Origin of the sequence: Micromonospora zamorensis, from assembly GCF_900090275.1 — a bacterium.
Taxonomy (GTDB): domain Bacteria; phylum Actinomycetota; class Actinomycetes; order Mycobacteriales; family Micromonosporaceae; genus Micromonospora; species Micromonospora zamorensis.
This window is the reverse complement of record NZ_LT607755.1, coordinates 3,941,841-3,964,898: the sequence shown is the minus strand read 5'-3', so window position 1 is coordinate 3,964,898 and position 23,058 is coordinate 3,941,841. Positions and strand designations below refer to the sequence as shown.

General features: G+C 69.3%; 20 protein-coding genes. 12 read left to right on the top strand and 8 right to left on the bottom strand.

From position 1 onward, the window contains the following. Positions 1-37: 37 nt before the first annotated feature. Genes GA0070619_RS17530 through GA0070619_RS17510 form a run of 5 tightly spaced genes read right to left on the bottom strand, consistent with a single transcriptional unit; the run spans position 38 to position 6,715 of the window. A complete protein-coding gene (locus GA0070619_RS17530) occupies positions 38-937 on the bottom strand; it encodes a hydroxymethylglutaryl-CoA lyase (protein ID WP_088949055.1) in 900 nt (299 codons plus the stop codon). Then, complete coding sequence (locus GA0070619_RS17525) at positions 934-1,560, bottom strand: isochorismatase family protein (RefSeq protein WP_088949054.1); 627 nt, start codon at positions 1,558-1,560, stop codon at positions 934-936. Before GA0070619_RS17525 ends, GA0070619_RS17530 begins: the two co-directional genes overlap by 4 nt. Beyond that, on the bottom strand, positions 1,557-3,428 hold the full coding sequence (locus GA0070619_RS17520; protein WP_088949053.1) for a hydantoinase B/oxoprolinase family protein: 1,872 nt from the start codon (positions 3,426-3,428) through the stop codon (positions 1,557-1,559). Before GA0070619_RS17520 ends, GA0070619_RS17525 begins: the two co-directional genes overlap by 4 nt. A gap of 2 nt (positions 3,429-3,430) precedes the next feature. Further along, positions 3,431-5,506: a hydantoinase/oxoprolinase family protein gene (locus GA0070619_RS17515; RefSeq protein WP_088949052.1), complete on the bottom strand. Its 2,076-nt coding sequence runs from the start codon at positions 5,504-5,506 to the stop codon at positions 3,431-3,433. 9 nt (positions 5,507-5,515) lie between these two features. Further along, the gene (locus tag GA0070619_RS17510) at positions 5,516-6,715 is read right to left on the bottom strand and encodes a CaiB/BaiF CoA transferase family protein (protein WP_088949051.1); all 1,200 of its coding nucleotides are present in this window, start codon (positions 6,713-6,715) and stop codon (positions 5,516-5,518) included. A 156-nt stretch (positions 6,716-6,871) separates the two neighbouring features. On the opposite strand from GA0070619_RS17510, the gene GA0070619_RS17505 reads away from it, so the two are divergent. Next, on the top strand, positions 6,872-7,609 hold the full coding sequence (locus tag GA0070619_RS17505) for a GntR family transcriptional regulator (protein WP_088949050.1): 738 nt from the start codon (positions 6,872-6,874) through the stop codon (positions 7,607-7,609). Between the two features lie 103 nt (positions 7,610-7,712). Here GA0070619_RS17505 and GA0070619_RS17500 read toward each other — a convergent pair whose 3' ends face one another. After that, positions 7,713-8,384 (bottom strand): response regulator, encoded by a 672-nt coding sequence (locus GA0070619_RS17500; RefSeq protein ID WP_088949049.1) that lies wholly within the window; start codon positions 8,382-8,384, stop codon positions 7,713-7,715. Continuing rightward, positions 8,363-9,523 (bottom strand): sensor histidine kinase, encoded by a 1,161-nt coding sequence (locus GA0070619_RS33850; RefSeq protein WP_197699550.1) that lies wholly within the window; start codon positions 9,521-9,523, stop codon positions 8,363-8,365. The genes GA0070619_RS17500 and GA0070619_RS33850 overlap by 22 nt, the downstream gene beginning before the upstream one ends. Positions 9,524-9,653: 130 nt before the next feature. On the opposite strand from GA0070619_RS33850, the gene GA0070619_RS33525 reads away from it, so the two are divergent. From GA0070619_RS33525 to GA0070619_RS17470, 4 genes are all read left to right on the top strand, one after another. After that, on the top strand, positions 9,654-10,055 hold the full coding sequence (locus tag GA0070619_RS33525) for a DUF6069 family protein (protein WP_088949048.1): 402 nt from the start codon (positions 9,654-9,656) through the stop codon (positions 10,053-10,055). Continuing rightward, positions 10,052-10,528 (top strand): hypothetical protein, encoded by a 477-nt coding sequence (locus tag GA0070619_RS17485; RefSeq protein ID WP_088949047.1) that lies wholly within the window; start codon positions 10,052-10,054, stop codon positions 10,526-10,528. Before GA0070619_RS33525 ends, GA0070619_RS17485 begins: the two co-directional genes overlap by 4 nt. A 488-nt stretch (positions 10,529-11,016) precedes the next feature. Then, positions 11,017-12,615: a sensor histidine kinase gene (locus tag GA0070619_RS17475; protein WP_231927080.1), complete on the top strand. Its 1,599-nt coding sequence runs from the start codon at positions 11,017-11,019 to the stop codon at positions 12,613-12,615. A 154-nt stretch (positions 12,616-12,769) separates the two neighbouring features. Further along, positions 12,770-13,651 (top strand): universal stress protein, encoded by an 882-nt coding sequence (locus tag GA0070619_RS17470; protein WP_172862061.1) that lies wholly within the window; start codon positions 12,770-12,772, stop codon positions 13,649-13,651. Positions 13,652-13,770: 119 nt separating this feature from the next. On the opposite strand, the gene GA0070619_RS17465 is transcribed toward GA0070619_RS17470, so the two are convergent. Further along, entirely contained in the window at positions 13,771-14,412 is a 642-nt protein-coding gene (locus GA0070619_RS17465) for a response regulator (RefSeq protein ID WP_088949044.1), read from the bottom strand. Between the two features lie 362 nt (positions 14,413-14,774). Between GA0070619_RS17465 and GA0070619_RS17460 the strand changes: the two genes are divergently transcribed. The 7 genes from GA0070619_RS17460 (at position 14,775) to GA0070619_RS17430 (ending at position 23,034) form a co-directional block, all read left to right on the top strand. Then, positions 14,775-14,990: a hypothetical protein gene (locus GA0070619_RS17460; RefSeq protein ID WP_088949043.1), complete on the top strand. Its 216-nt coding sequence runs from the start codon at positions 14,775-14,777 to the stop codon at positions 14,988-14,990. Positions 14,991-15,118: 128 nt separating this feature from the next. Beyond that, positions 15,119-15,802 (top strand): DoxX family protein, encoded by a 684-nt coding sequence (locus GA0070619_RS17455; RefSeq protein ID WP_231927079.1) that lies wholly within the window; start codon positions 15,119-15,121, stop codon positions 15,800-15,802. 282 nt (positions 15,803-16,084) lie between these two features. Then, positions 16,085-16,603, top strand: coding sequence for a flavodoxin domain-containing protein (locus GA0070619_RS17450; protein WP_088949042.1), 519 nt, complete (start codon positions 16,085-16,087; stop codon positions 16,601-16,603). A 209-nt stretch (positions 16,604-16,812) separates the two neighbouring features. Next, positions 16,813-18,192, top strand: coding sequence for a wax ester/triacylglycerol synthase domain-containing protein (locus GA0070619_RS17445; protein WP_088949041.1), 1,380 nt, complete (start codon positions 16,813-16,815; stop codon positions 18,190-18,192). Positions 18,193-18,277: 85 nt separating this feature from the next. Then, positions 18,278-19,312: a magnesium transporter CorA family protein gene (locus tag GA0070619_RS17440; protein ID WP_088949040.1), complete on the top strand. Its 1,035-nt coding sequence runs from the start codon at positions 18,278-18,280 to the stop codon at positions 19,310-19,312. Between the two features lie 276 nt (positions 19,313-19,588). After that, complete coding sequence (locus GA0070619_RS17435; RefSeq protein ID WP_088949039.1) at positions 19,589-21,994, top strand: phosphoketolase family protein; 2,406 nt, start codon at positions 19,589-19,591, stop codon at positions 21,992-21,994. Positions 21,995-22,032: 38 nt separating this feature from the next. After that, on the top strand, positions 22,033-23,034 hold the full coding sequence (locus GA0070619_RS17430) for an Acg family FMN-binding oxidoreductase (protein ID WP_088949038.1): 1,002 nt from the start codon (positions 22,033-22,035) through the stop codon (positions 23,032-23,034). The last annotated feature ends 24 nt before the right edge of the window (positions 23,035-23,058 follow it).

The window sequence follows — 23,058 nt, the reverse complement described above, 5'->3', positions numbered from 1 at the left end:
CGGGCGTGTGACAGCTGGTCCAGCGTCCGGGCCGGGCTCAGGCGGGAAAACCGCCCGCCCGGAGCAGAGCGCCGGGGAGTTGCTTCCCGAGCCTCCGTTGCAGCCAGGAGACGGCCGAGGTGAGTTCCTCCAGATTCAGGCCGGTGGGCCGCCCCATCCGGTCGAAGAGGTAGACGAGATCCTCGGTGGCGACGTTTCCGGTCGCCGCAGGTGCGAACGGGCAACCGCCTGTTCCGCCGATGCTGGCGTCGAGGGTGGTGACGCCCGCCTGGACTGCCGCGACCGCGTTGGCCACGCCGGTGTGCCGGGTGTCGTGCAGGTGCAGCCGCAGCGGTGTGCGGGACTGCGTGATCTCCCGGGCGAGCGTCAGCCGTTCGGTGACGTCGGAGGGTACGGCCACTCCGATGGTGTCGGCGAGGGCCAGTTCGTCCGGACCCACGTCCCGCACCCGGGCGAGCACCTCCCGCAGCCGGTTCGGCGGGACCTCGCCTTCGAACGGGCATCCGAACGAGGCACCCACTGTCACCGTCGTGAACACCCCTGCCTCGCGAGCCGCCTGCACCAGCACCGCGGCCGTGTCACAGGCCTGGGCGGTGGTCATGCCCTGGTTGCGGCCGCAGAAGGTGTCCGTGGCCACGACGACGACGTTGATCTCGTCGACCCCCGCAGCCAGAGCTCGGTCCAGGCCGCGGCGGTTCATCACCAGGCCCGCGTATCGGACGCCGTCGTGGCGGGGGAGCGCGGCCATCAGCTCGTCCGCGTCCGCCATCTGCGGAACGCGGGCGGGGTTGACGAAGCTGGTCACCTCCACTCGCCGGGCTCCCGCGCGTACCGCCCGCTCGGTGAGTTCCACCTTGTCGGCGGTGGTGAGTAGCGTCGCCTCGTTCTGCAGGCCGTCACGGGGCGAGACCTCGACGATGTCGACCATGACTGTCATCGCTCCTCCGACAGGTACGCGACGGCCCTGGCCTCGCTGATCACCTCGGCGTACTTGGCTTGCAGGTCGTACAGGCTCGCCTCGTGCGGGCCGGGGGCGCGGTCCGCCACCGCTTCGGAGACCACCAGCGGGACGAGGCCGTGCTGGATCGCGTCCACCGCCGTGGCACGGACACAACCGCTCGTGCTCACGCCGACCAGCACGACGGTGTCGATGCGCTCCGCCCGCAGGGTGGAGGCCAGCGACGTGCCGAAGAAGGCGCTGGCGTACTGCTTGACCAGCACCAGTTCATCCTCGGCGGGGGAGACCTGCGGCATCAGCTCACCCATCGCGCCACCGCCGGAGAAGAGCTGCTGAAGGGCGGTGACCTTCCGGACGAACAGGCCTCCGTCGACACCGCCGGGCCCGTACGCGACGCGGGTGTGCAGCACGGGAACCCGGTGGTCGCGGGCTGCGGCGATGACCCGGCCAGCCGACTGCAGGCAGTCCGCGGACGGCAGGCACAGTGGGCTGGCCGGGTCGAAGTAGGCCCGCATCAGGTCGATGACGAGCACCGCGGGACGGGCGCCGGGCAGGAGCGCGCCCCCGAATCCGTTGTCGCTGCTGTCCGGCACGGGGCTCATCGGGCGACAGGTGGCCGAGGAGCAGGAAGACCGGTCTCCTCCAGGCACCGGTCCAGGATGGTTTCCATCGGCGGTCCCATGTCGAACGTGGGCAGTGGGTCCGGACGTCCCTGGCGCAGCTCGGCCCGTACCCCCTCGGTGGCCGCGACGTCGACGGTGCCGGCCTCGTCGCAGACCACGCCGAAGCGGCGGGCCCCCGTGGGGCTGACCAGGCCCCGGCGGACCTCGAGGCCGACGAGTTCCGGGTCGCGGGCGAGCGGGTCGCCCCACCCGCCGCCACCCCAGGTGACGAAGTGCAGCACGTCCCCGGGAGCTACTGGCACGTCGTGCACCTTGCTGCCCAGGATCTCGGTGCCGCCGTCGGCGCGTTCGAGCCACTTGCGGCCGCGTGCACCGGGCTCGCCACCGTTGACCCCCCACGGATAGGTGAGCCAGCGGTCGTCGTGGATCGCGATCGTGCCGGCCTCCAGGAACCGGTAGGCCACGTCGACGCCGTTCCCGCCGCGATGGAGCCCGGCGCCACCCGTGTCCGCGATGGTCTCCCAGCGTTCGATCCGCAGCGGATAGTAGGACTCCAGGTACTCGCACGGGATGTTGACGAACGACGGCCACAGCGAGTGGCCGTCCGGGCCGTCGCCCACCGGCCGGCCGGGAACCCCACCGAATCCGATCGAGTACAGCTGGAACCACTCGCCCTTGCGCTCACCCGGCCCGTAGGTGCCCGAATACATGAAGTGCGGCGATGACGAGAAGCCGGCCGCGTTGAGCAGCCCGGGGTTCGTCTGACCGAGCAGGCCGCCGAACAGGTCGAAGACGCGACCGATCCCGTGGTTACGCGCGTTGAGGGCGGCAGGATACTTGGGCTTCCAGAACGAATCGTCGGGGATCGTGACGTCGACCAGCGGGTAGAAGCCGTCGTTCCAGAGGATCTGCGGGTCGGCGACGGTGATCATGTAGATGCCGAAGAACATCCGGACGAGGTTCTCGTTGATGTAGTAGTTGATCGGACCCTGCGCCTGCGGGCTGCTGCCGGTGAAGTCCAACAGCACCTTGTCACCGGTGCGGGTCAGGCTGAGCTTGAGCTCGTAGGGGCCGTAGCCGAGGCCGTCGTCGCAGATGTAGTCGGTGAACGACAGCGTCTCGCCCTCCTTGAAGACCGCTCCGAGCAGGACTTTCATCGCCCGGTAGTTGCGGTCCAGGAGCTGGTCGAGCGCGGAGTTGTAGGTGTCCACCCCGAACCGGGCGCACATCTCCTGGACCCGGCGGGAAGCGGTCCGGCACGCCGCGACGATGCCGTTGAGGTCGGCGCGGTTCCAGTCGGGCTTCCGCACCTGGTTGAGGATGATCCGCAGGGGGTCCTCGGCGAGCACGCCCTCGCGGTACAGCTTGAAGGGCGGGATCACCACGCCCTCCTCGAAGATGGTGCGGGCATCGGTCGGCATCGACGCCGGTGTCTTGCCGCCGACGTCGGACATGTGCCCGAACATCGCCGCCCAACCCACGATGCGGCCCTCGAAGAAGATGGGCAGCACCACGAGCCAGTCGTTCGCGTGGCTGATCGCCGCACCGCAGGAGTAGGGGTCCGACGTCAGCAGGACGTCGCCCTCCTCGATGTCGCCGTCGAAGTTTTCCAGGAAGTCGGGGATGGACAGCCCGAACTGTCCCACCATCATCTTGCCGTCCGGGTTGGCGATCAGCGGAAACTCGTCGTGCTGTTCACGGATCCCCGGCGACAGCGCGGTCCGGAAGAGCACCTCGTCCATCTCGTAGCGGGCGTTGCGCAGCCCGTTCTCGATCAGGTCGATGGTGACCAGGTCGACATCCACGGAGCGAAGCGGTCCGGTAGCGGTCTCGATGAGGCGTGCCATGGTCAGTTCTCCCGGTGGGTGTCGGCGGGGCGGATGAGGAGGCTGCCGCTCGGGTGCACCGCAGCCGTGTGCCCGGGCAGCACGAGGGTGGTGGAGTCCATCTCGGTGATGATCGCCGGACCGGGTACGACGTTGCCCGCTCGCAGCAGGGCCCGGTCGTAGATGCCGGCTTCCACTTCCGCGCCCTCGACCCAGATGCGGTGGTGGGCCCGCATCGCGGGGCTCGGGTCCGCGTCACCATGCTCCAGCTCGGGCGCGGCGACCTGGGGCCGGGGACCGTGAGCGGTGGCCCGGACGGTCACCAGCTCGTGTTCGGCATCGAGAACGAAGGAGAACAGTCGTTGGTGATCGGCGTCGAACGCCGACCGCAGGGCGGCCAGCCCACCGCCGGCCCCGTCGAAGGCGTCGATGTCGACTGCCACCGGGATCTCGAAACCCTGTCCGTGGTAGCGCAGGTCGGCGGAGTAGACGACGTGCTGCTCATCCTCGGGTACGCCCTGATCGCTGAGCGTGGAGCACGCCTTGTCCGCGAGTTCGGTGAGCACCCCGCGAAGGCTCTCGTCGGTCATCTCGTTGAAGCGGCGCACCAACGTCCGCACTGACTCGTCGCGCAGATTGGTCGTCGCGTCGCCGTAGGCGCACAGCACTCCCGGCGACGGCGGAATGATCACCGGCCAGGCCCCGGTCAGTCTGCCGAGAGCGTTGGCGTGCAACGGGCCGGCGCCACCGAAGGCCACCAGTGCGTAGTCGCGCGGGTCGAAGCCCTGCTGCACCGACACCAGCCGCAACGCCCCGAACATGTTCTCGTTGACGATGTCGATGATGCCCGCGGCGGCGGCCTCGACCGACTCCAAACCGGTGGCGTCGGCGATCGACTTCACCGCTGCTCGTGCCGCCGCACGGTCCAGCGTGATCTCGCCACCGGCCAGTTCGGTGGGCAGGTAGCCGAGCACCACGTTCGCGTCGGTCACCGTCGGTTGCTCACCGCCCGCCGCGTACGCGGCAGGACCGGGTGCGGCGCCGGCCGACTGCGGCCCTACCCGGAGCGCCTGGGTCAACGGCGGTACGTGGGCGATGGATCCGCCACCGGCACCCACGGTTCGTACGTCGACGGAGGTGGCGCGGACCTTGAGGTCCCCGACCGTGGTCTCCCGACCCACCCGCGGCGTGAGCCCCTGAACCAGGGCGACGTCGGTGGAGGTGCCGCCCATGTCGAAGGTCAGGAAGTCCGGGTAGCCGGCCTGCTCCGCCACCCAGGTCGCACCGGTAACCCCGCCGGCAGGGCCGGACAGCAGCAGGTTCACCGGGTTGTCCGCGGCGACGGCCGCGGAGACCAGACCACCGTCGCTGCGCAGGATGCACAGCCGGCCGTCCACCCCGGACTCGCGCAGCTGCGCCTCAAGGTTGGCCACGTAGCGCGCCACCTGCGGCTGCACGGCCGCGTTCGCGACGGTGGTGATGGTCCGCTCGTACTCGCGAAGCTCCGGCAACACCGAGGACGACAGCGACACAGGTACGCCCGGAAGCTCCTCGGCGGACAGCTCGGCCACCCGGCGCTCGTGCTGCGGGTTGGCGTAAGAGTTGATCAGGCTGACGCTCAACGCCTCGATGCCCTGCGCGCGGAGCTTGCGCAGCTTCGTACGGACGTCAGCCTCGTCGAGTTCGGTCACCACCGCGCCGTCGGCGCCGATCCTGCCGACGACCTCCACGGTGTCCTCCAGCGCCGCCAGTGGCTCCGGCTTCGGCCAGATGATCCAGCCGGCCAGGCCACCTGGCACGAAGGAACGGGCGATCTGGAGCACCTGCCGGAAGCCGTCGGTGGTGACCAGCCCAACCCGGGCGCCCTTGCCTTCGAGGATCGCGTTCGTGGCGACCGTGGTGCCGTGGAACACCTCAGTGATGTCCGACATGGGCACGCCGGCGGCCTCGCAGGCCCGCTCGATGCCACGCAGCACCCCGATGGACTGGTCCTCGGGCGTGGAGGAGGTCTTGGCCCGGTAGGTCTCTCCGGTCGCCTCGTCGATCAGCAGGATGTCGGTGAACGTTCCCCCCACGTCCACACCGAGTCGGTAGGTCATGGTTCCTCCTCAGATGACGCCGGCAGAACGCAGCGACGCCATCGCGTCGTCGCCGAGCCCCAGCAGGTCGCGATAGATGTCCTCGTTGTGTTCACCGAGCTCGGGGCCGACGTGCCGGACCCGGCCCGGGCTGTCAGAGAGCTTGGGTACGACGTTGTGCATGGCGAACTCCCCGAGGCCGGGGTGGGTCAGCCGGACGATCGCCTCCCGCGAGGCGAAGTGCGGGTCCTCGAGCATGTCCCGGGCCCTGAAGATGCGGCCTGCCGGAACGCCCTGGGCGTGCAGCCGTTCGAGCAGATCGTCGGCCGCCAGCGTCGAGCTCCATTCGGCGACCAGGCCGTCCAGCTGCTCCATCCACCGGCCTCGGGCGCCGTGGGTGGCGTACTTCTCGTCGGTGGCCAGCTCGACCCGTCCCATCGCCTCGGCGAGCCGGCGGAAGACCGTGTCCTGGTTCGCCGCGATCAGCACCATCTCGCCGTCGGCCGTCGGGTAGACGTTGCTCGGGGACACGTTCGGAAGGGTCGTTCCGGTCCGCTCCCGCTGGTAGCCGGCGATCTGGTACTCGGGGATGAGCGACTCCATCATCGCCAGCACGGCCTCGTAGATGGCCGAGTCCACCACCTGGCCTCGACCGGTGCGTCCGCGCTGGTGCAGCGCCACCAGGGTGCCCAGGCAGGCGAACGTTGCCGCCAGCGAGTCTCCCAGAGAGACGCCGGCCCGGGCCGGAGGGCGATCGGGGTCGCCGGTCACGTACCGAATTCCGCCCATCGCCTCGCCGATCGATCCGTATCCGGCACGTGACGAGTACGGGCCCGTCTGCCCGAAGCCGGTCACGCGGGTGACGATCAGGCCGGGGTTGATCTCCCACAGCCGCTCCGGGGCCAAGCCCCAGCGCTCCAACGTGCCGGGCCGGAAGTTCTCGATCAACACGTCCGCCCGCGCGATGAGCTGGCGTACCAGATCCTGACCCTGCTCGGTCCGCAGGTTCGCGGTCACGGACTTCTTGTTCCGCGCCACCACCGGCCACCAGAGCGACTTGCCGTACGGCTTCTCGCGCCCCCACTGCCGCATGGGGTCGCCCTGACCCGGGTCCTCGACCTTGATCACCTCGGCGCCGAAGTCACCCAGGAGTTGACCGCAGAACGGCCCCGCCAGCAGCTGCCCGAGCTCGATCACCCGGATGTCGTCAAGCGGCAGTGGAGTGCTCATGAACCCCTCAATCAACGTCTCTTTGCATGCAATTCACAGGTCTGTGACTGTCGTTACAGCAGGTTGTGCTGGGAAAGTAGGCCCGTGCTCCTCCGGTGTCAATGCTATGCGGGAAGATTGCATACAACCTTCCGTGTTGCTACGGTGCCGAGCATCATGAGTGACCACACGCCACCGCGGGAGGCCGACAACGGCCACGCCGCCGACGACGCCTATCGGCTGATCCGGGAACAGATCCTGTCCGGGCAACGGTCGGCCGGCGCGTGGCTCCGCGAGGGCGAGTTGGCCGAGTCGTTCGGGGTGAGTCGCACGCCTGTCCGGGAGGCGCTCAGACGGCTGACCGCGGAGGGACTGGTCCGCCACGAACGCAACCGTGGCGTGCAGGTCCAGGCGTGGAGCATCCACGATCTCGACGAAATCTTCAGCCTGCGGGCCGTGCTCGAGCCGTGGGGCTGCCGACTGGCGGCGACCACGGGCACCATCGACGTGGACGCGCTCGACGCGCTGGCCCACCGGATGGACGAGGTGGCGCCGGACGGGCGACCGACCGATGTGGACGAGCTCACCGAGCTGAACAACCGGTTCCACCGGATGATCCTTGAAGCGTCCGACAACAGCCGACTGGCCGGCGTTGTCTCATCGGTGATCCAGATGCCGCTCGTCTGGCGTACCTTCTCCCGCTACAGCCCGGACGCGCTGCGCCGTAGCCTGGCTCACCATCACGAACTGGTGGCGGCCCTGGCCGCGCCCGACCCCGACTGGGCGGAGTCGGTCATGCGCAGCCACGTACGCGCGGCATGGCATTCCATCCGGCTGCGAGACGGCGGCGACCGGGCGTCTGGCCCGGAACTGGCGGACCAGGTCAGCCCAACCGCAGGTCAACCGCCACTCTGATCATGGGGTCGGGTTCAGCGATCGCGCGAATGTGCCGGGGTCAGACGCGGATTCTGCTCACCATCGCGCCCGACCGCGTCCGCGCAATGGCCTGACCTCCTGCTCAAGCGAGCCGGCCGTCATGGGCGAGCAGGGCGATCTGGGTGCGGTTGTCGAGGTCCAGCTTGGTCAGGATGTGCGAGACGTGGGCCTTCACTGTGGTCACGTTCATCAGCAGCTCGGTGGCGATCTCGGCGTTGGAGCGTCCCTGCGCGATGGCCCGTACGACGTCACGTTCCCGGGGCGTGAGCAGGGCCAGCCGGCCACGCGCGTGCTCGTAGGACTCGGCGCCGGACGCGACCCGCTGCATGAGACGGCGCGTGACACCCGGCGACAGCATCGGACTGCCGGCGGCGACGGCGCGGACAGACTGGCTGATCTGCTCCGGCGGGGTGTCCTTGAGTAGGAAGCCGCTGGCCCCGGCCCGTAGCGCCCGCACCACATGCTCGTCGGTGTCGAACGTGGTGAGCACGATGATCTCTGGCGGCCGGGCGCGGCGGCGCAGGCGTTCGGTGGCGGTGATGCCGTTGACGCCGGGCATCCGGATGTCCATCAGCACCACGTCGGGCATGTGCCGGTCCACCGCGGTGATCGCCGCAGCGCCGTCGGCGGCCTCGCCCACGACGACGATCCCGTCAGCGCCGTCCAGCATCATCGTCAGCATTCCCCGTACCAGAGGGTCGTCGTCGACGATGACGACCCGGACCAGGCCCGTCACCTCGACCACGGCAGCCATGCGGTGAGGTGGAACCGACCCGAGGCGTCGATGTGGTGGGTGACGCGGCCACCGGTGAGGGCGGCCCGTTCGGCGAGACCGATCAGGCCCGCGCCGTCGTGCCCGGTGGCACCGCTGTCGGGTGTGGTCGGGTTGCTCACCGTGATGCTCAGGCCGGAGTCGGGCGCCCCGCCGAGGGCGAGTCGGACCGGCTGCCCGGCGGCGTGCTTGCGGGCGTTGGTCAGCCCCTCCTGCGCGATCCGGTAGGCGGTGCGGCCGACCGTCGGGGGGACCTCGACCGGCGGGCCGAGGGGGTCGTCGACCTCGATGTGCTGCCCGGCGGCCCGGGCCTCCTCGACCAGGCGCGGCAGATCGGCGAGGGTCTGTCCGAGTGGCGTGTCCCCCGGTGCCTCGGCGTCGTCACTGCGTAGCAGCGTGATGACCTCGCGCAGCTCGTCGAGGGCGTGGTGCGCGCTGGCGCGGATAACCCCGGCGGCGGCGCTGAGCCGCTCGGGTGGCGCGTCCGGCCGGTACTCCATCGCGCCGGCGGCCGCTGCCAGCAGCGACAGCCGGTGGGCCAGCACGTCGTGCATCTCCCGCGCGATCCGGCTGCGCTCGGCCGCCCGGGCCTCGACGACCCGGTGTTCCTGCTCCTGCTCCGCCCGCCAGGCCCGGTCCCGCAGTGCCGCCAGCAGGGCATGTCGAGCCTGCGCCCAGGTGCCCCAGCCCAGCAGGGCAGCGTACGCGGCCGTCATCAGCACCAGCCGCCACCCGTACGGCAGGCTGGGTATCGGCCGCCACACCGCCTGCACCGCCTCGCCCGCCACGCCGACCGCCGCCACCACCACGGCCTGCCGGAACGGCCGGTTGCGGGCGGTGAACAGCACCGCGAAGCTCGCCACCGGGGTGGCAACCGGCGACAGTGCCACCAGCAGGCCCGCCAGCACACCAGCGACCTCCGGGCGGCGGACGACCACCGGGACGAGGGCCAGGGCGGCCACCGCCAGCGCGACATCGGCGCGGACCAGGGCGGTCGGCCCGGAGCGGGTAGCGGACCACAGCACGGTCGCGATGAGCACGCCCATCGCCACGGTCGCCACTCCCACCGGGACGGAACGCCACGTCCGAGGCCGGTCCACGTCGCACGTCGCCGCATCCACCAGCGCAGGCTAATGGGCTCGCGGAGGGCAGGGCCACCTCCTTTGGTAGTACGCGTCGTCGCCGACGGGTGTACGCGCCGCGGCGTCGGGACCGACGTGCCCGACCCGGGCCGGTCCACAGACTCGGGGCATGACGAACAACCTCTTCCTGCGCCGAGCCGCGGTGGCGGCCGGTGCGATCCTGGTGGCGACGGCGGAGTTCGCGATCCTGCACTCGGCGGCCGGCGTCGACCTGGCGGCCGGCACCCCGGACGCGACCCGGCAGATCACGTTGGCCGCGGTCGTGGTGGCCGCCGCCGTCGCGGCACTGCTCGGCTGGGCGATGCTCGCGGTGCTGGAACACCTCACCAACCGGGCGCGCGTCTGGTGGACCTCGATCGCGGTCGCGGTCCTGCTGCTGTCACTGCTGGTGGGGCCGCCGAGCGGCGTCGGCGGGGGAGCGAAGGCGGCGCTCGCGCTGCTGCACCTGAGCGTCGGCGTCGTCCTCATCCTCGGCCTGCCCCGGCCGCGCCGGGAAGGGCTGAACCGATGACCGCGCTGACCGTACGCAAGCAGCATGGCGCCTTCGTCCTCGACTCCGGTGCCGGGCCGCGCGCCTGGCTGCGTACCACCGGCTGGACCTGGCGATGCGGCGAGATCCGAACCGACGCGGGCCTCTGGACGGTCGAGCCGACCGACCGCCGGCGCATCGGGGTCACAGCGCGGGCCGAGCACGGCGCCGCGGTGCGGCTCGACCCGAGCCGGTCACACGTGCCGGGGCCGGGCGGGGTGACGCGCTGGGCGCCTGGTCGCTGCGGCGGTGAGCTGGTCCGCGACGGGCATCTGCTCGCGGTGCGCCTCCCCGGCCGGGCGGGCGGGCCGATCCGCGTCGACGTCACCGGCGAGTGGGCCGAGCTGGATCTGGTGGCGCTCGCCGCCTGCTTCGCGCTGCTGACCCGACGGCGGCAGCGCACCCTGGTCATGATGGCGGTCATCAGCACCGCCGGTCGCGGCCCCGTGGGTTGACACGAGTGTGTCCGGCCTCGTGTATTCGTTCGGAGCGAGCTCCTCCTCCGCGGGCCGACCGGTGTCGGAGCGCCTGCAGGTGGGCGACGTTGGTTCGCTCGCTTTCGCACACCACCAGCTCGCCGTCCAGGACGGCACCCGGCCCGACGGTTGCGGTGAGGGCTCGGCTGAGGATTCCGATTTCCAGGGATGAGGCCAGGCTGGCTGGACCTCATCCCTCGACGATGCGTCACCGCCAACTCGTTCCGGCTTCCAACAGGGCTACTGTGACGAGGGTGAGCGCACCGGGCGAGTCAGCGCAGACCGCCAGCCTGGATATGGCCGCGGCGTCGGCGTCGCGCCAATGGCCCAATCATCAGGCTCGAATCGCCCCCAAAGCCCTAATACTGCCAAATTTGGCGTTAATGACGTCCGCCAAAGCTGCGGCAGCCCGGTCGCGAAGCATGGCCGCTGAGCCTCGCCGCAATTCGACCGGGCCGGTGGCATGAATGGCGAGCCAGGAACGCCTGTCGCCGCTGCTGCAGGCCGTCGTCGGCATCGGTAGCGACCTCGACCTGCGTAGCACACTGTCGCGGATCGTCCTGGCGGCCTGTCAAGTAGCGGGCGCCCGTTACGGTGCCTTGGGCGTCATCGGACCTGACCGCAGCCTCGTCGAGTTCATCACCGACGGAATGACCGTCACCGAGCAAGACCATATCGGTGACCTTCCCGCCGGTCGTGGCGTGCTGGGTCTGCTCATTGATGAGCCACTGCCGATCCGGTTGCAGGACATCAGCAGCCATCCCCGTTCGCTGGGCTTCCCGCCCGGCCATCCGGTGATGCGCTCCTTTCTCGGGGTTCCGGTGCGCATCCGCGATCAGCTGTACGGCAACCTCTACCTGACCGAGAAACGGGGCGCTGCCGAGTTCAGCGAAGCCGACGAGGAGATCGTCATCGCCCTCGCCGCGGCCGCCGGGATCGCTCTCGACAACGCCCGGCTCTACGCAGCGGCGGGCCGGCGCCAACGCTGGCTCCAGGCGACTGCGGAGATCACCGACACTCTCGTCGGCCAGGTCGATCGCACCGATGTGCTGCGGCTGGTGGTGGACCACGCCCGCGAGGTCGCCGAGGCCGCGCTCGTCGCGATCCTGCTCCACAACGAGACGACCGGTGAGCTGCGTGTCGAGGTCACCGCGCCGCCGAACGCGGCGCTGGACCGGGCGTCGATCCCCCTCGGCGGAACGCCGTTCGAGCAGATCATTGCCGCCGGCGGCCATGTCCTGATCGAGAATCTGGACGCCGCTGCGGTCTGGCCCGCACCGTTGCCGACAGGACCGGCGCTGCTGGCGCCACTGGCGATGACCGGAGCGGTGCAGGGGGTGCTCGTGGTGATCCTGCCGACGAGCAGCGTGGGCTTCGACGGCGAGTCCGACATCAACATGATCACCACGTTCGCCTCCCAGGCCGCCCTCGCCGTCGACAGGGCTCGGGTACAGGAGGAACGCGAGATGATGGTGGTGCTCGCCGATCGGGAGCGCATCGCACGGGATCTGCACGACGTGGTGATCCAGCGGTTGTTCGCCACCGGTCTCGGACTGCAGGGATTGACGCGTCGAGCCGAACCTGCAGACGTCCGGGAACGCCTGGACCAGTCCATCGACGAACTCGACGCGACCATCCGCGACATCCGTAACGCCATCTTTGGGCTGCACAAGCCAGCCCCCGGATCGGTGCGCGCCGCGCTGACGGTGGCCGCTGACGATGCGACGAGGACCCTGGGTTTCCGACCGCACCTGACCATCACCGGGGCTGTTGACCTCGCCGTCTCAGATACGCTGCGGGCCAACCTGATCGCGGTCCTGCGGGAAGCGCTGTCGAACATCGTCCAACACGCGCGCGCGACAACTGTCACGATCGCTGTCGCGGTTGACGCAGGCCGACTGATCTTGCGGGTGGCCGACGACGGCGTCGGAATCGGCGCCGCGGCGGGCGGCAACGGGCTTGGCAATCTCCGCAGCCGCGCCGAGGAGAGCGGCGGCACCTTCGTCGTCACCGACACCCAGCCCCATGGCGCCATGCTGGTGTGGGACGTGCCCCTCGAGGGCTGACCGCTCCGCCAATCCCTTCACCGCCTCCTGAGAGTCCCGGCTCCACCAGGCCTTTCGGCACTTCGCGCACCAGCTGCCGTCCGCGATCCTGGAGACGCGGCCACCCCATTGCCGGTCGAATCGGGCAATGCCGGTCGCAGACAGGAGGCCGTCGATGGCAGAGTCCGAGGGACAGGTCGTGGTCGTCGTCGACGCCAACGCCCACACCACCGCCGTCATCGCCACCGGAGCCAGGGAGGCCACCCGACTCCACGTCGGCCTGCTGCTGGTCCATCCGCTCCCGACCTCACCACCATGGTTGGCCGGCATCGTGCCACCGGGTGCCGGCGGTGCGCCGAAGTTGGCCCAACAGCTGCTCGAGCAAATGGTTGAGAAAACAGCGGCTGCCCACCCCGGCATCGTCGTGCAGGGCATCCTGCGCAGCGGCAGTCCAGCGGGCGCGCTGCTCGCCGGCTCCGACAACGCAGAGCTCATTCTGGTCGCGGCCGACGACCGCATCCGGTACGGCGGCCTGCTCGCCGGACCAGTCAGCACGCAGGTAGCCGCGCATGCCCGAACATCGGTCATTGTCGTGCCCACGTCCGAACGCCCTCGGTCGGCCGGGCCGGCGAAGGTGGTGGTGGGCATCGACGGCTCCCGTGGCAGCGCCGAGGCGGTCGCGTTTGCGTTCCTGCAGGCCCGGGCGCGCTCGGCGCAACTGCACGCGATCCACGTGTGGGAGTCGCCGAACTGGCACGGCCTCAAACCGGACCTTATGCCCGCCTTCACGGCCGGGCCACTGCATGCGGCGGCCGACCAGATGCTTTACGAAGCGACCATCGATGGGGAGGTCACCTATCCAGAAGTCACGGTGGTGCGGAAAGTGCTGTACGGCGACAACCCGGTACGTGCCCTCATCAATGCCGCCGATGATGCCGCCCTCGTCGTCGTCGGCGCCCGCGGTGGTGGTGGTTTCGGTAATCTGCTGCTCGGTTCGATCAGCGACGGCCTGGTGCGGTACGCCACTCGCATGGTCGCCATCGTCCGCGATGGATGATCTCGTGGTCGGGTCGAACGGCCCCGCAGTCCGCGGGTCCGGTGGCCCTGAGGCTGCGCGGCGGATCGGGATGCACTGAGCCTGCCATGCGCTGTGGGGGCCTGCCACGTGTCGTCGGATCAGCGGGAGCTGCCCCGCATCAGGTTCGTGGCGAGGACCGCCGCCTGGGTGCGCCGCTCGAGGCCGAGTTTCGTCAGGACGCTCGAGACATAGTTCTTCACCGTCTTGTCGGCCAAGCACATCTCCTGCGCGATTTCCTTGTTCGTCATGCCCTGCGCGATGTGCCGAAGGATCTTCAACTCCTGGTCGGTCAACGACCTGAGCTCATCGGGAGCCTCCACGCCATCGCGGATACGCGACAACACTCTGGCGGTGACCGCCGGATCGAGCAGCGACTGCCCAGCGGCAACCCGGCGTACCGCGTCAAGTAGATCGACACCACGGATCTGCTTCAACACATATCCGGCAGCCCCGGCCATGATCGCCGCGAAGAGCGCCTCGTCATCGTCGTACGAGGTCAGAATCAGCCCGTGAATGCTGGGGTCGATGGCGCGCACGTCCCGGCAGACGTCGATCCCGTTGCCGTCAGCCAGGCGGGCGTCGAGGATCGCCACGTCGGGCTGCAGCGCCGGTATGCGGTGCAGAGCCTCCACCGCTGACCCGGATTCCCCGACGACCTCGATGTCACCGTCCTGAGTCAGCAGCTCGCAGATGCCGCGACGGACAACCTCATGGTCATCGAGGAGAAAAACACGAATCATCCCTCCGTTGTACTCCTTGGTGGCCTGGTTGAGCAGGGTCCAACGGCCCTTCCTGGTGCAACCAGGATGAGACACAGGACTGCTTCAGGTCCTATGGCCCTGCCCGTCCGCTCCGACGCACGTTGACATCTACGGCCGGAGTTCTCAACCGGCAGGTCCCGGCTTGGTGGCCGTGATCAGTGCTGGACCGACCGGGCTGTCGGCGATCAGCGGTGCCCGGCTGTTCAGCCGCAGTCTGGGCTTGGGTGGGGCTCGACCGTGGGGATCCAGCGTTCGGCACGTGCCAACGCGGGTACAACGGCCCCCACCGGCAGGGCCTACCGCCTCTGCCGCGAACAGCGGTGCAGGCGCAGTCTGAGCGCATGCAGACCGACAGCGCCACGGCGAACACGGCAGCGACACAGGAGCACCTGTATCGCGCCGCTGGCGCCGCGCCGTCGATCGTCCACACCCAGCTGTGGCGCTGGGACGCCGATGCGTCAGGCCTGCACCTGTACGCCGACCGCGAGGCGTTCGGGTCGGGCACGCGCCCGACGGACAGCCGACAATTGCACCCCGGCGCACCGGCAACGACCTGAGCCCGCACCGACCGTCTGGTCGCGGTCCCTCGTGTTGGGCGGACGGCGGCCGGGCTCAGTGAGCCGACCCATCGGGCGCACGCCCGGCGGGACACCGCACGATCAGCCCAAAAAGGAACGTGAGCGCGATGGTTGACATCGCCCGGAACCACGACGCCGCAACCCCCACCGCCGCCGGCCCCACGATGCCACCGACGGTGCCCCTGGCCGTCGCTGTGCCCGACACCGCAGCCCGCCGGACCGTCGACGACCGGCACCACGTAGACGTCGACGCCCGGCACACCGGTCGCGAGTCGTCAGCGGTACTGCCTGGCGCCGAAAGCCGCTCCGCTGTCGCGGCCCGTTACCTGCTGGCGGGTATCCGGATCGCGCTGGGCTGGGTCTTCCTCTGGGCCTTCCTGGACAAACTGTTCGGGTGGGGATTCGCCACCCCGACGGCGCGGTCCTGGCTCAACGGCGGCAGCCCCACGGCAGGCTTCCTCGGCGGCTCCGAGGGCCCGTTCAGCGGCTTCTTCACCGCCATCGCCGGCAACACCGTCACCAACGTGCTGTTCATGGGTGCGCTGCTGGCCGTCGGCACCGCGCTGATCCTCGGCATCGGGATGCGACTCGCCGCTATCGGCGGCGCGATGCTGGTCGTCATGATGTGGGCAGCGGTGCTGCCGCCGTCGAGCAACCCGTTCATGGACGACCACCTCATCTACGCAGCCATCCTGATCGTCCTGGCCCTGCTCGGCGCCGGCAACACTCTGGGCTTCGGCAAGGCGTGGTCGGCCACCCCGCTGGTCCGTAACGCGACCTGGCTCAAGTAGCCAGGCCCGCTGCGGGTCACCCGATGTCGTGGTGGCCCGCAGCGCCCGGCCTCCGGCGCCGGCGCGGCAGTCGCCGACACGGCGGCCAAGAAGATGGCCATGTTCGAGCTTTCCGGACACCGCACGCTGTTCCAACAGTCCGACCTCTTCTTCCAGCTGATGACCACCACCGTGCTCGCACAGACGTAGTGGGGACCACCCCGCTTGCGGTCAGGGAGTTGTGTTCTCGGCAATGGGTGCGGCAACGGCGGGCCGGCGGGATCAAGGGAAAGGTTGTCAGCCATGAGAATTCTCATCGCCGCCGCAAGCAGGCATGGATCCACAGCAGAGATTGCCTCCCACATCGCGACCGCCCTGCGGGGCGCACTGCCGTCTGACTCCGTCGATGTCGTCGCTGCGGCAGAGGTCACAGACGTGACCTCCTACGACGCACTGGTGCTGGGAAGCGCGGTCTACATGGGACGTTGGTTGGAGGAAGCCCGCAGCGCGGCAGCGCGGATCACGTCGAATCCACCGCGATCGGTGTGGCTGTTCTCCAGCGGCCCGATCGGTGACCCGCCCAAGCCCACTGAGGCGCCGGCCGAGGTCAGTGACATCGTCACGTCCGTGAACGCACGCGATCACCGCGTCTTCGCCGGTAGCCTCGACCGCCACCGTCTCGGTCTCGCGGAAAAGGCCATGGTCATGGCCTTGCGCGTCGCGGACGGCGACTTCCGGGACTGGTCGGAGATCGACGCCTGGGCTGGCCAGATCGCCTCTGAACTGCGACAGCCTGTCGCCGGCAAGCCTTCCGGCACCTGAGCATTACTGCCGCAACGAAGCACACCGCTCATCGCACGTGCCTGGTGAAGGGTGTGCGTTGCAGCTGTCGCTCTGGGCCCCGGTGGTGTTCCGCCCACCGCCGGCGACGCGGGCCGTCAGGCGCGAAAGTAGGTCTGGGGTCGGCACTCCAGTTTCCACGAGGCTGATCGAACGCCACGGCCCACCCGAAGGATTCGTAGGAGGTCTCTGTGACCACCGGTTTCGCCCGGCTCAGCGCCGTAGACCTGACCAGCCTGGCGATCGAGGCGCCTGACACTCCGATGCACGTCGGCATGGTCGCTGTGCTCGACGGCGCGTCGATCTGCGACGCGGACGGGCAGTTGCGGCTGGCCGAGATCCGTGCCGACATCGACCGGCTGCTCAGCAGGGTGCCCGAGCTGCGTCGGATCGTTCACCACCCGGGGTGGCTGGCAGGCCCACCGCTGTGGGTCGACGATCCGTCGTTCGACATCGGCCGGCATGTGAACGGCATAGCGCTGTCTCCACCCGGCGGTGAAGCCGCGCTGATGCGGGTGGCCGAGGAACTGCTGGCGCCGCTGCTGGACCGCGCCCACCCGATGTGGCGGATCTGGCTCGTGACCGGCCTACCCGACGGTCGCGTCGCCGCCATCCTTGCGCTTCATCATGCGATCGCCGACGGCCTCGCCGCGGTCAGGCTCCTCGAAGCCCTCCTCGCTCCCACCGCAACGGCCACACATTCCGCCTGGTCTGCTGCCGCCGCACCGGGTTGGCGCATGCTGGCTCGTGACAACCTCCGGCTCAGACTGACCACCCCCCGGCGGCTCATCCACCCGCCACGGACCTGTCGACTCGCCGGCTCGCTCTCCAGCAGCCGGCAACTCCTCGGCCACGCATGGCATGCGCCCCGAACCTCACTGACCGGCCCGGTCGGCCCACACCGTGCGCTCGCCGTCCTACGTCTCGACCTCGCAACCGTCAAGGACGTCGCGCACGCGCATGACGGGAAGGTCAACGACGTCGTGCTCAACCTGGCCGCCGGAGGCTTGCGCGCTCTGCTGCGTTCCCGGGGCGAGCGCGTCGACCGGATCGACATCCACGCCGCCGTCGCGGCGTCACCCCGCACCCGTACACCAGCAGTTCGCACCGGCAACCGGGCGGGCATCATCGTCGTGAAGCTTCCGCTCGGCGAACCCGACCCGGCCGTACGACTGCGTCTGATCAGTGCGAACAGCAACAATGCCAAGCATGAGCAGCAGCTCACCACCGCGCAGGGCTTAATGCTCTGGTTGGCGAGGCTGGGCCTGCTGCGGCGCTTTACCCGCAGGCAACGACTCACCACCATCGTCGAGAGCAACGTGACCGGCCCACCCGCCCCGATCCGGCTGCTGGGGGCAGATGTCATCGACATGATCCCGATCGGGGCGCTCGCCGGCAACCTCGCCATCTCGTTCCTGGCGTTCTCCTACGCCGGCGTGCTCACCATCACCGTCAGGGTCGACGCCGAACGCCACCCCGACGTTCCGGTGCTGGTCGCCGCCATGGCAGACGATTGGCGCTCACTCATGGCCCTCTCCGGGACTGATCAGCGGGAGGCGGCGACGTGGTGACAGGCGCAGAGCGGATGACCGTCGTGGGGGTCTTTCCCGGCGCGATCCTAGGGGACGGGGCTCGGAAGCCCCGGAGCCCGCTGCGATGACTGCGGTTGTCGAGGCCGTGCCCGATGAGGGGGCCGACCCGACCGGACCGGAGTCCCGCGTCCGCACCCGGTTGTACGAGAACGGCGTCTGCGTCGCGCGGGACTTTCCGGTCGCTGAGATCGCCGCGCATCTCCATGACCCGACGTCCGTGGTGTGGCTCGATCTGTGTCGGCCCACCGCGATGGACTTCGAGATGCTAGATACCCAGTTCGGGTTGCACGAGCTCGCCATCGAGGACGCCCTCCAGGAGTCGCAGCGCCCAAAGCTCGACCGGTACGCGACGCATCTGTTCATCAGTGCTTACGCGGTCGAGATCGAGTCACCGGGCGTCCGGCTGCGTACCAGTGAGATAGCCGTGTTTCTGACCGACCAGGCGCTGATCACCGTGCGCAAGGACGAGGGCTTCGACATGGCGCCGGTCCTTGCCCGCTGGGACTCCTCGGCCGATCTCGCCGGTCACGGCGTCGCGTTCCTGCTCCACGGCCTGCTCGACCATATCGTCGACGGGCACTTCCGTGCAGTGGGGCAGCTCGACGAGGGCATCGAGAGGCTGGAGGAGCTGCTGTTTGGCGAGCGCCGGGCGCAGGTCCAGACTGTGCAGCGGCGCTCCTTCGAGCTGCGTCGCGACCTTGTCGTTCTGCGTCGGGTGGTGCTGCCGATGCGGGAGGTCCTCAACAGCCTGCTGCGTCGCGACCTGCATGTCGTCGACGAGGTTATGACGCCGTATTACCAGGACGTCTACGACCACGTCCTACGGGTGACCGAGTGGACCGAGTCTCTGCGCGATCTCGTCGCGACGACAGTCGAAACGAACCTGACGATCCAGGCGAACCAGATGAATCTGATCATGAAGAAGGTGACCAGCTGGGCGGCGATCATCGCCGTCCCGACTGCGGTCACCGGCTTCTACGGCCAGAACCTTCCCTACCCCGGATTCGGCTCCCAGTGGGGAGTGCTGGCATCCACAGCCTTGATCGCGGCGCTTTCCGCAGGCCTGTACGGGGTCTTCAAACGCAAGGACTGGCTGTAAAGGGGTCTTCTGGCCCTGACCATCTGGCGGTGGCGAGCGCAAGCTGAGCAGCATCGGCGAACTCGGCGCATTCCGCTCCCGCGAGAGCAGCGCGGCGCTCCCGTCCCCGCTGCACCGGTCAGTCGTGGGCATCGCGCCAACGGCCAATGGCAAAGCGTTGGCCGCGACCGGCTCCTGACGGTTGTCCGCGTGACCGCCTCGCGCCCTCGGTAGACCGTCGTCATGCACGCGCGCACTGCGATGTTTCCGCTATCGATAGGAAAGGCGGCGGTCCTGATGACCGCGACCCGCACCTCACCTCTGGACACCGCATCCACACTCCACGTGGCGGCGGGTGAGCCGTTGGGTTCCGACGAGCTGCAACGCATCGACGCGTACTGGCGGGCGGCGAACTATTTGTCGGTCGGGCAGATCTACTTGATGGGCGACCCGCTGCTGCGCGAGCCGCTGCAACCCGCGCAGGTCAAGCCGCGGCTGCTCGGGCACTGGGGCACCACGCCCGGCCTGAACCTCCTCTATGCCCACCTGTCACGGATCATCGCCGCCCGCGGCCAGGAGGTCATCTACGTGACCGGTCCCGGCCACGGCGGCCCCGGGCTGGTCGCGAACACCTGGTTGGAAGGCACCTACTCCGAGATCTACCCGCGGATATCGCAGGACGCGATCGGGATGCAGCGGTTGTTCACCCAGTTCTCCTTCCCCGGCGGCGTTCCGTCACATGTCGCGCCGGAGACGCCTGGGTCGATTCACGAGGGCGGTGAACTGGGCTACTCGCTGTCGCATGCCTACGGCGCGGCCCTGGACAACCCTGACCTCGTCGTGGCGTGCGTCATCGGCGACGGTGAGGCCGAGACCGGCCCGCTGGCCGCCTCGTGGCACTCGAACAAGTTCCTCGACCCCGTCGGTGACGGTGCCGTGCTGCCGATCCTGCACCTCAACGGCTACAAGATCGCCAACCCGACCGTCCTGGCCCGTATCGGCGACGACGAACTCAGCAAACTTCTGGAGGGGTACGGCCACAAGCCCTACCTCGTCGCCGGCGACGACCCCACCACCGTCCACCAGCTCCTCGCCGCCACCCTCGACGTCGCCTTCGACGAGATCACCGAAATTCAGCGGGCCGCCCGCGAGGATGGGGTCACCGACCGGCCCCGCTGGCCGATGATCGTGCTGCGCACCCCCAAGGGGTGGACCGGCCCGCAGGTCGTCGACGGGCTGCAGGTTGAGGGGACGTGGCGTGCCCACCAGGTCCCGCTGACGGCGGCCCGCGATGATGCCGCCCACCTCGACGCCCTCAAAGCGTGGATGCATTCCTACCGGCCCGAGGAACTGTTCGACGCCGACGGCGCACCGCAGTCCTGGGTCGTCGACTGGCTGCCCCGGGGCGAGTTGCGCATGTCGGCGAACCCGCACACCAACGGTGGCCGGTTCCCCCGCGACCTGGAGCTACCCGAATTCCGTGACTACGCGGTCAAGGCCGGTGAGACCGCTGAGGCGACGCGGGTGCTGGGCGGCTGGCTGCGCGACGTCATGGCAGCGAACGTCGAATACCGCAACTTCCGCCTCGTCGGCCCGGACGAGACCGAATCGAACCGACTCGGCGCCGTCCTCGACACCACCGGCAAGGCGTGGCAGGCCCGAGTCGACGACGTGGACCAGCACCTGGACCGGCACGGCCGCGTCATGGAGATCCTCTCCGAGACCACCTGCCAGGGCTGGCTGGAGGGATACCTGCTCACCGGCCGGCACGGGCTGTTCTCCTGCTACGAGGCCTTCATCCACATCGTCGACTCGATGTTCAACCAGCACGCCAAATGGCTCAAGACCACCCGGCACCTCGGCTGGCGCAAACCCGTACCGTCGCTGAACTACCTGCTCACCTCGCACGTCTGGCGCCAGGACCACAACGGCACCTCCCACCAGGACCCCGGCTTCATCGACCACGTCGTCAACAAGAAGGCCGAAGTCGTCCGGGTCTACCTGCCACCGGACGCCAACACCCTGCTCTCGGTGGCCGATCACTGCCTCCGCAGCCGCGACTACGTCAACGTCATCGTTGCCGGGAAGCAACCCGCCCCAACCTGGCTGGACATGGACGAGGCCGCCCTGCACTGCGCCCGCGGCCTCGGCATCTGGGACTGGGCGAGCAACGACGACGGCGACCCCCACGTGGTTCTCGCCGCCGCCGGGGACGTACCGACCTACGAGATCCTCGCCGCGACCGATCTGCTTCGCCAACACCTGCCCGACCTCAGGGTGCGGGTGGTCAACGTCGTCGACCTGATGCGCCTACAGCCCGACTCCGAGCACCCGCACGGCCTGCCGGACCCGGAGTTCGACGCCATCTTCACCACCGACCGGCCGGTCATATTGGCCTACCACGGCTACCCGTGGCTGATCCACCGGCTGACCTACCGGCGCACCAATCACCACAACCTGCACGTCCGCGGCTACAAGGAGGAGGGCACCACAACGACACCGTTCGACATGCTCGTCGTCAACGACATGGATCGTTTCCACCTCGTCATGGACGTCATCGACCGGGTTCCCGGCCTTGGCCGCAGGGCAGCCGTCCTGCGCCAGCAGATGGTCGACAAGCGCGCCGAGCACCGTGCCTACGTGCGGCGTACCGGTGAGGACCTGCCCGAGATCCGCGACTGGGTGTGGCCGCGCACCCCATAACCGGTCGGACGTTCAATCACTCAGAAGGAGATCCGACCATGAGCACTGACGCTTCCATCCGAGCCGCCGACACCCGCGCCGAGGCCCGGGCGCTGTCCGCCGCCGCCGCAGCGGCGGGGCACGCCCCGTCGATCCACAACACACAACCCTGGCGGTGGCGTGTGACCGGCAACGAGTTGGACCTCTACCTTGATCACAGCCGGGGCCTCGAGGTCACCGACCCCGACTCCCGCCTCGCCGTCCTGAGCTGCGGTGCGGCGCTGCACCATGCTCTGGTCAGCCTCGCCGCAGCCGGCTGGCACACGCTCGTCGCCCGTCTGCCGAACCCCGCGCACCCCGACCACCTCGCGCAGTTGCGCATCGACCACCGAATCCCGGTAACCCCGGCTGCGGTACGCCATCTGCAAACCATCGCGCTACGGCACACCGACCGCAGGCCCGTCGTGAGTGACCCGGTCGCCACCGACAAGCTGCACTCCATCGTCACGGCCGTCGAATCCGCCGGCGCTCACCTACACCTGCTCCAGCCCGACCAGGTGTACGACCTGGCCACCGCCGTCGATCACGCCCAGCGCACCGAGGCCGACGAGGTCGCCTGGCAGGCCGAGCTCGCCTACTGGACCGGCGGCACCCGGCCGCTGGGCAGCGGCATTCCGGACTCCGCCATCGGTGACCGCGCACCGCGGACGACCGTGCCCGGTCGCGACTTCGGCCACTACGGCGACCTGCCCATCTCCGAGGCGCACGAAAACGCCGCCACATTCGCGATCCTCTACGGGCTTGAGGACGGCAAGCTCGACTGGCTCCGCGCCGGCGAGGCGCTCTCCGCCGCCTGGCTCTCCGCCACCGAACTGGGAGTATCAGTCCTGCCGTTGAGCGCCACGATCGAAGTGGCCGTCACCCGTGAGCACCTGCGGCGCCTACTGGCCAACCTCGGTCACCCGCAGCTCGTGCTGCGCTTCGCTACCTCGGACCCGGCCGGCACCGCCGCTCCACACACCCCGCGAATCGCCGCCGAACAGATCGTCGAGCGCGCCTGACCAGCGGTAATGCACAACCGGCCA

Bases quoted from the DNA above. Each gene is read 5' to 3' on its own strand.
- GA0070619_RS17450 (WP_088949042.1), top strand. From the start codon at position 16,085: ATGAGAATTCTCATCGCCGCCGCAAGCAGGCATGGATCCACAGCAGAG.
- GA0070619_RS17485 (WP_088949047.1), top strand. From the start codon at position 10,052: ATGACCGCGCTGACCGTACGCAAGCAGCATGGCGCCTTCGTCCTCGAC.
- GA0070619_RS17510 (WP_088949051.1), bottom strand. From the start codon at position 6,715: ATGAGCACTCCACTGCCGCTTGACGACATCCGGGTGATCGAGCTCGGG.
- GA0070619_RS17470 (WP_172862061.1), top strand. From the start codon at position 12,770: ATGGCAGAGTCCGAGGGACAGGTCGTGGTCGTCGTCGACGCCAACGCC.
- GA0070619_RS17500 (WP_088949049.1), bottom strand. From the start codon at position 8,384: ATGGCTGCCGTGGTCGAGGTGACGGGCCTGGTCCGGGTCGTCATCGTC.
- GA0070619_RS17515 (WP_088949052.1), bottom strand. From the start codon at position 5,506: ATGACCTACCGACTCGGTGTGGACGTGGGGGGAACGTTCACCGACATC.
- GA0070619_RS17465 (WP_088949044.1), bottom strand. From the start codon at position 14,412: ATGATTCGTGTTTTTCTCCTCGATGACCATGAGGTTGTCCGTCGCGGC.
- GA0070619_RS17525 (WP_088949054.1), bottom strand. From the start codon at position 1,560: ATGAGCCCCGTGCCGGACAGCAGCGACAACGGATTCGGGGGCGCGCTC.
- GA0070619_RS17520 (WP_088949053.1), bottom strand. From the start codon at position 3,428: ATGGCACGCCTCATCGAGACCGCTACCGGACCGCTTCGCTCCGTGGAT.
- GA0070619_RS17505 (WP_088949050.1), top strand. From the start codon at position 6,872: ATGAGTGACCACACGCCACCGCGGGAGGCCGACAACGGCCACGCCGCC.
- GA0070619_RS17530 (WP_088949055.1), bottom strand. From the start codon at position 937: ATGACAGTCATGGTCGACATCGTCGAGGTCTCGCCCCGTGACGGCCTG.
- GA0070619_RS17475 (WP_231927080.1), top strand. From the start codon at position 11,017: ATGGCGAGCCAGGAACGCCTGTCGCCGCTGCTGCAGGCCGTCGTCGGC.
- GA0070619_RS17435 (WP_088949039.1), top strand. From the start codon at position 19,589: ATGACCGCGACCCGCACCTCACCTCTGGACACCGCATCCACACTCCAC.
- GA0070619_RS17455 (WP_231927079.1), top strand. From the start codon at position 15,119: ATGGTTGACATCGCCCGGAACCACGACGCCGCAACCCCCACCGCCGCC.
- GA0070619_RS17460 (WP_088949043.1), top strand. From the start codon at position 14,775: ATGCAGACCGACAGCGCCACGGCGAACACGGCAGCGACACAGGAGCAC.
- GA0070619_RS33525 (WP_088949048.1), top strand. From the start codon at position 9,654: ATGACGAACAACCTCTTCCTGCGCCGAGCCGCGGTGGCGGCCGGTGCG.
- GA0070619_RS17440 (WP_088949040.1), top strand. From the start codon at position 18,278: ATGACTGCGGTTGTCGAGGCCGTGCCCGATGAGGGGGCCGACCCGACC.
- GA0070619_RS17430 (WP_088949038.1), top strand. From the start codon at position 22,033: ATGAGCACTGACGCTTCCATCCGAGCCGCCGACACCCGCGCCGAGGCC.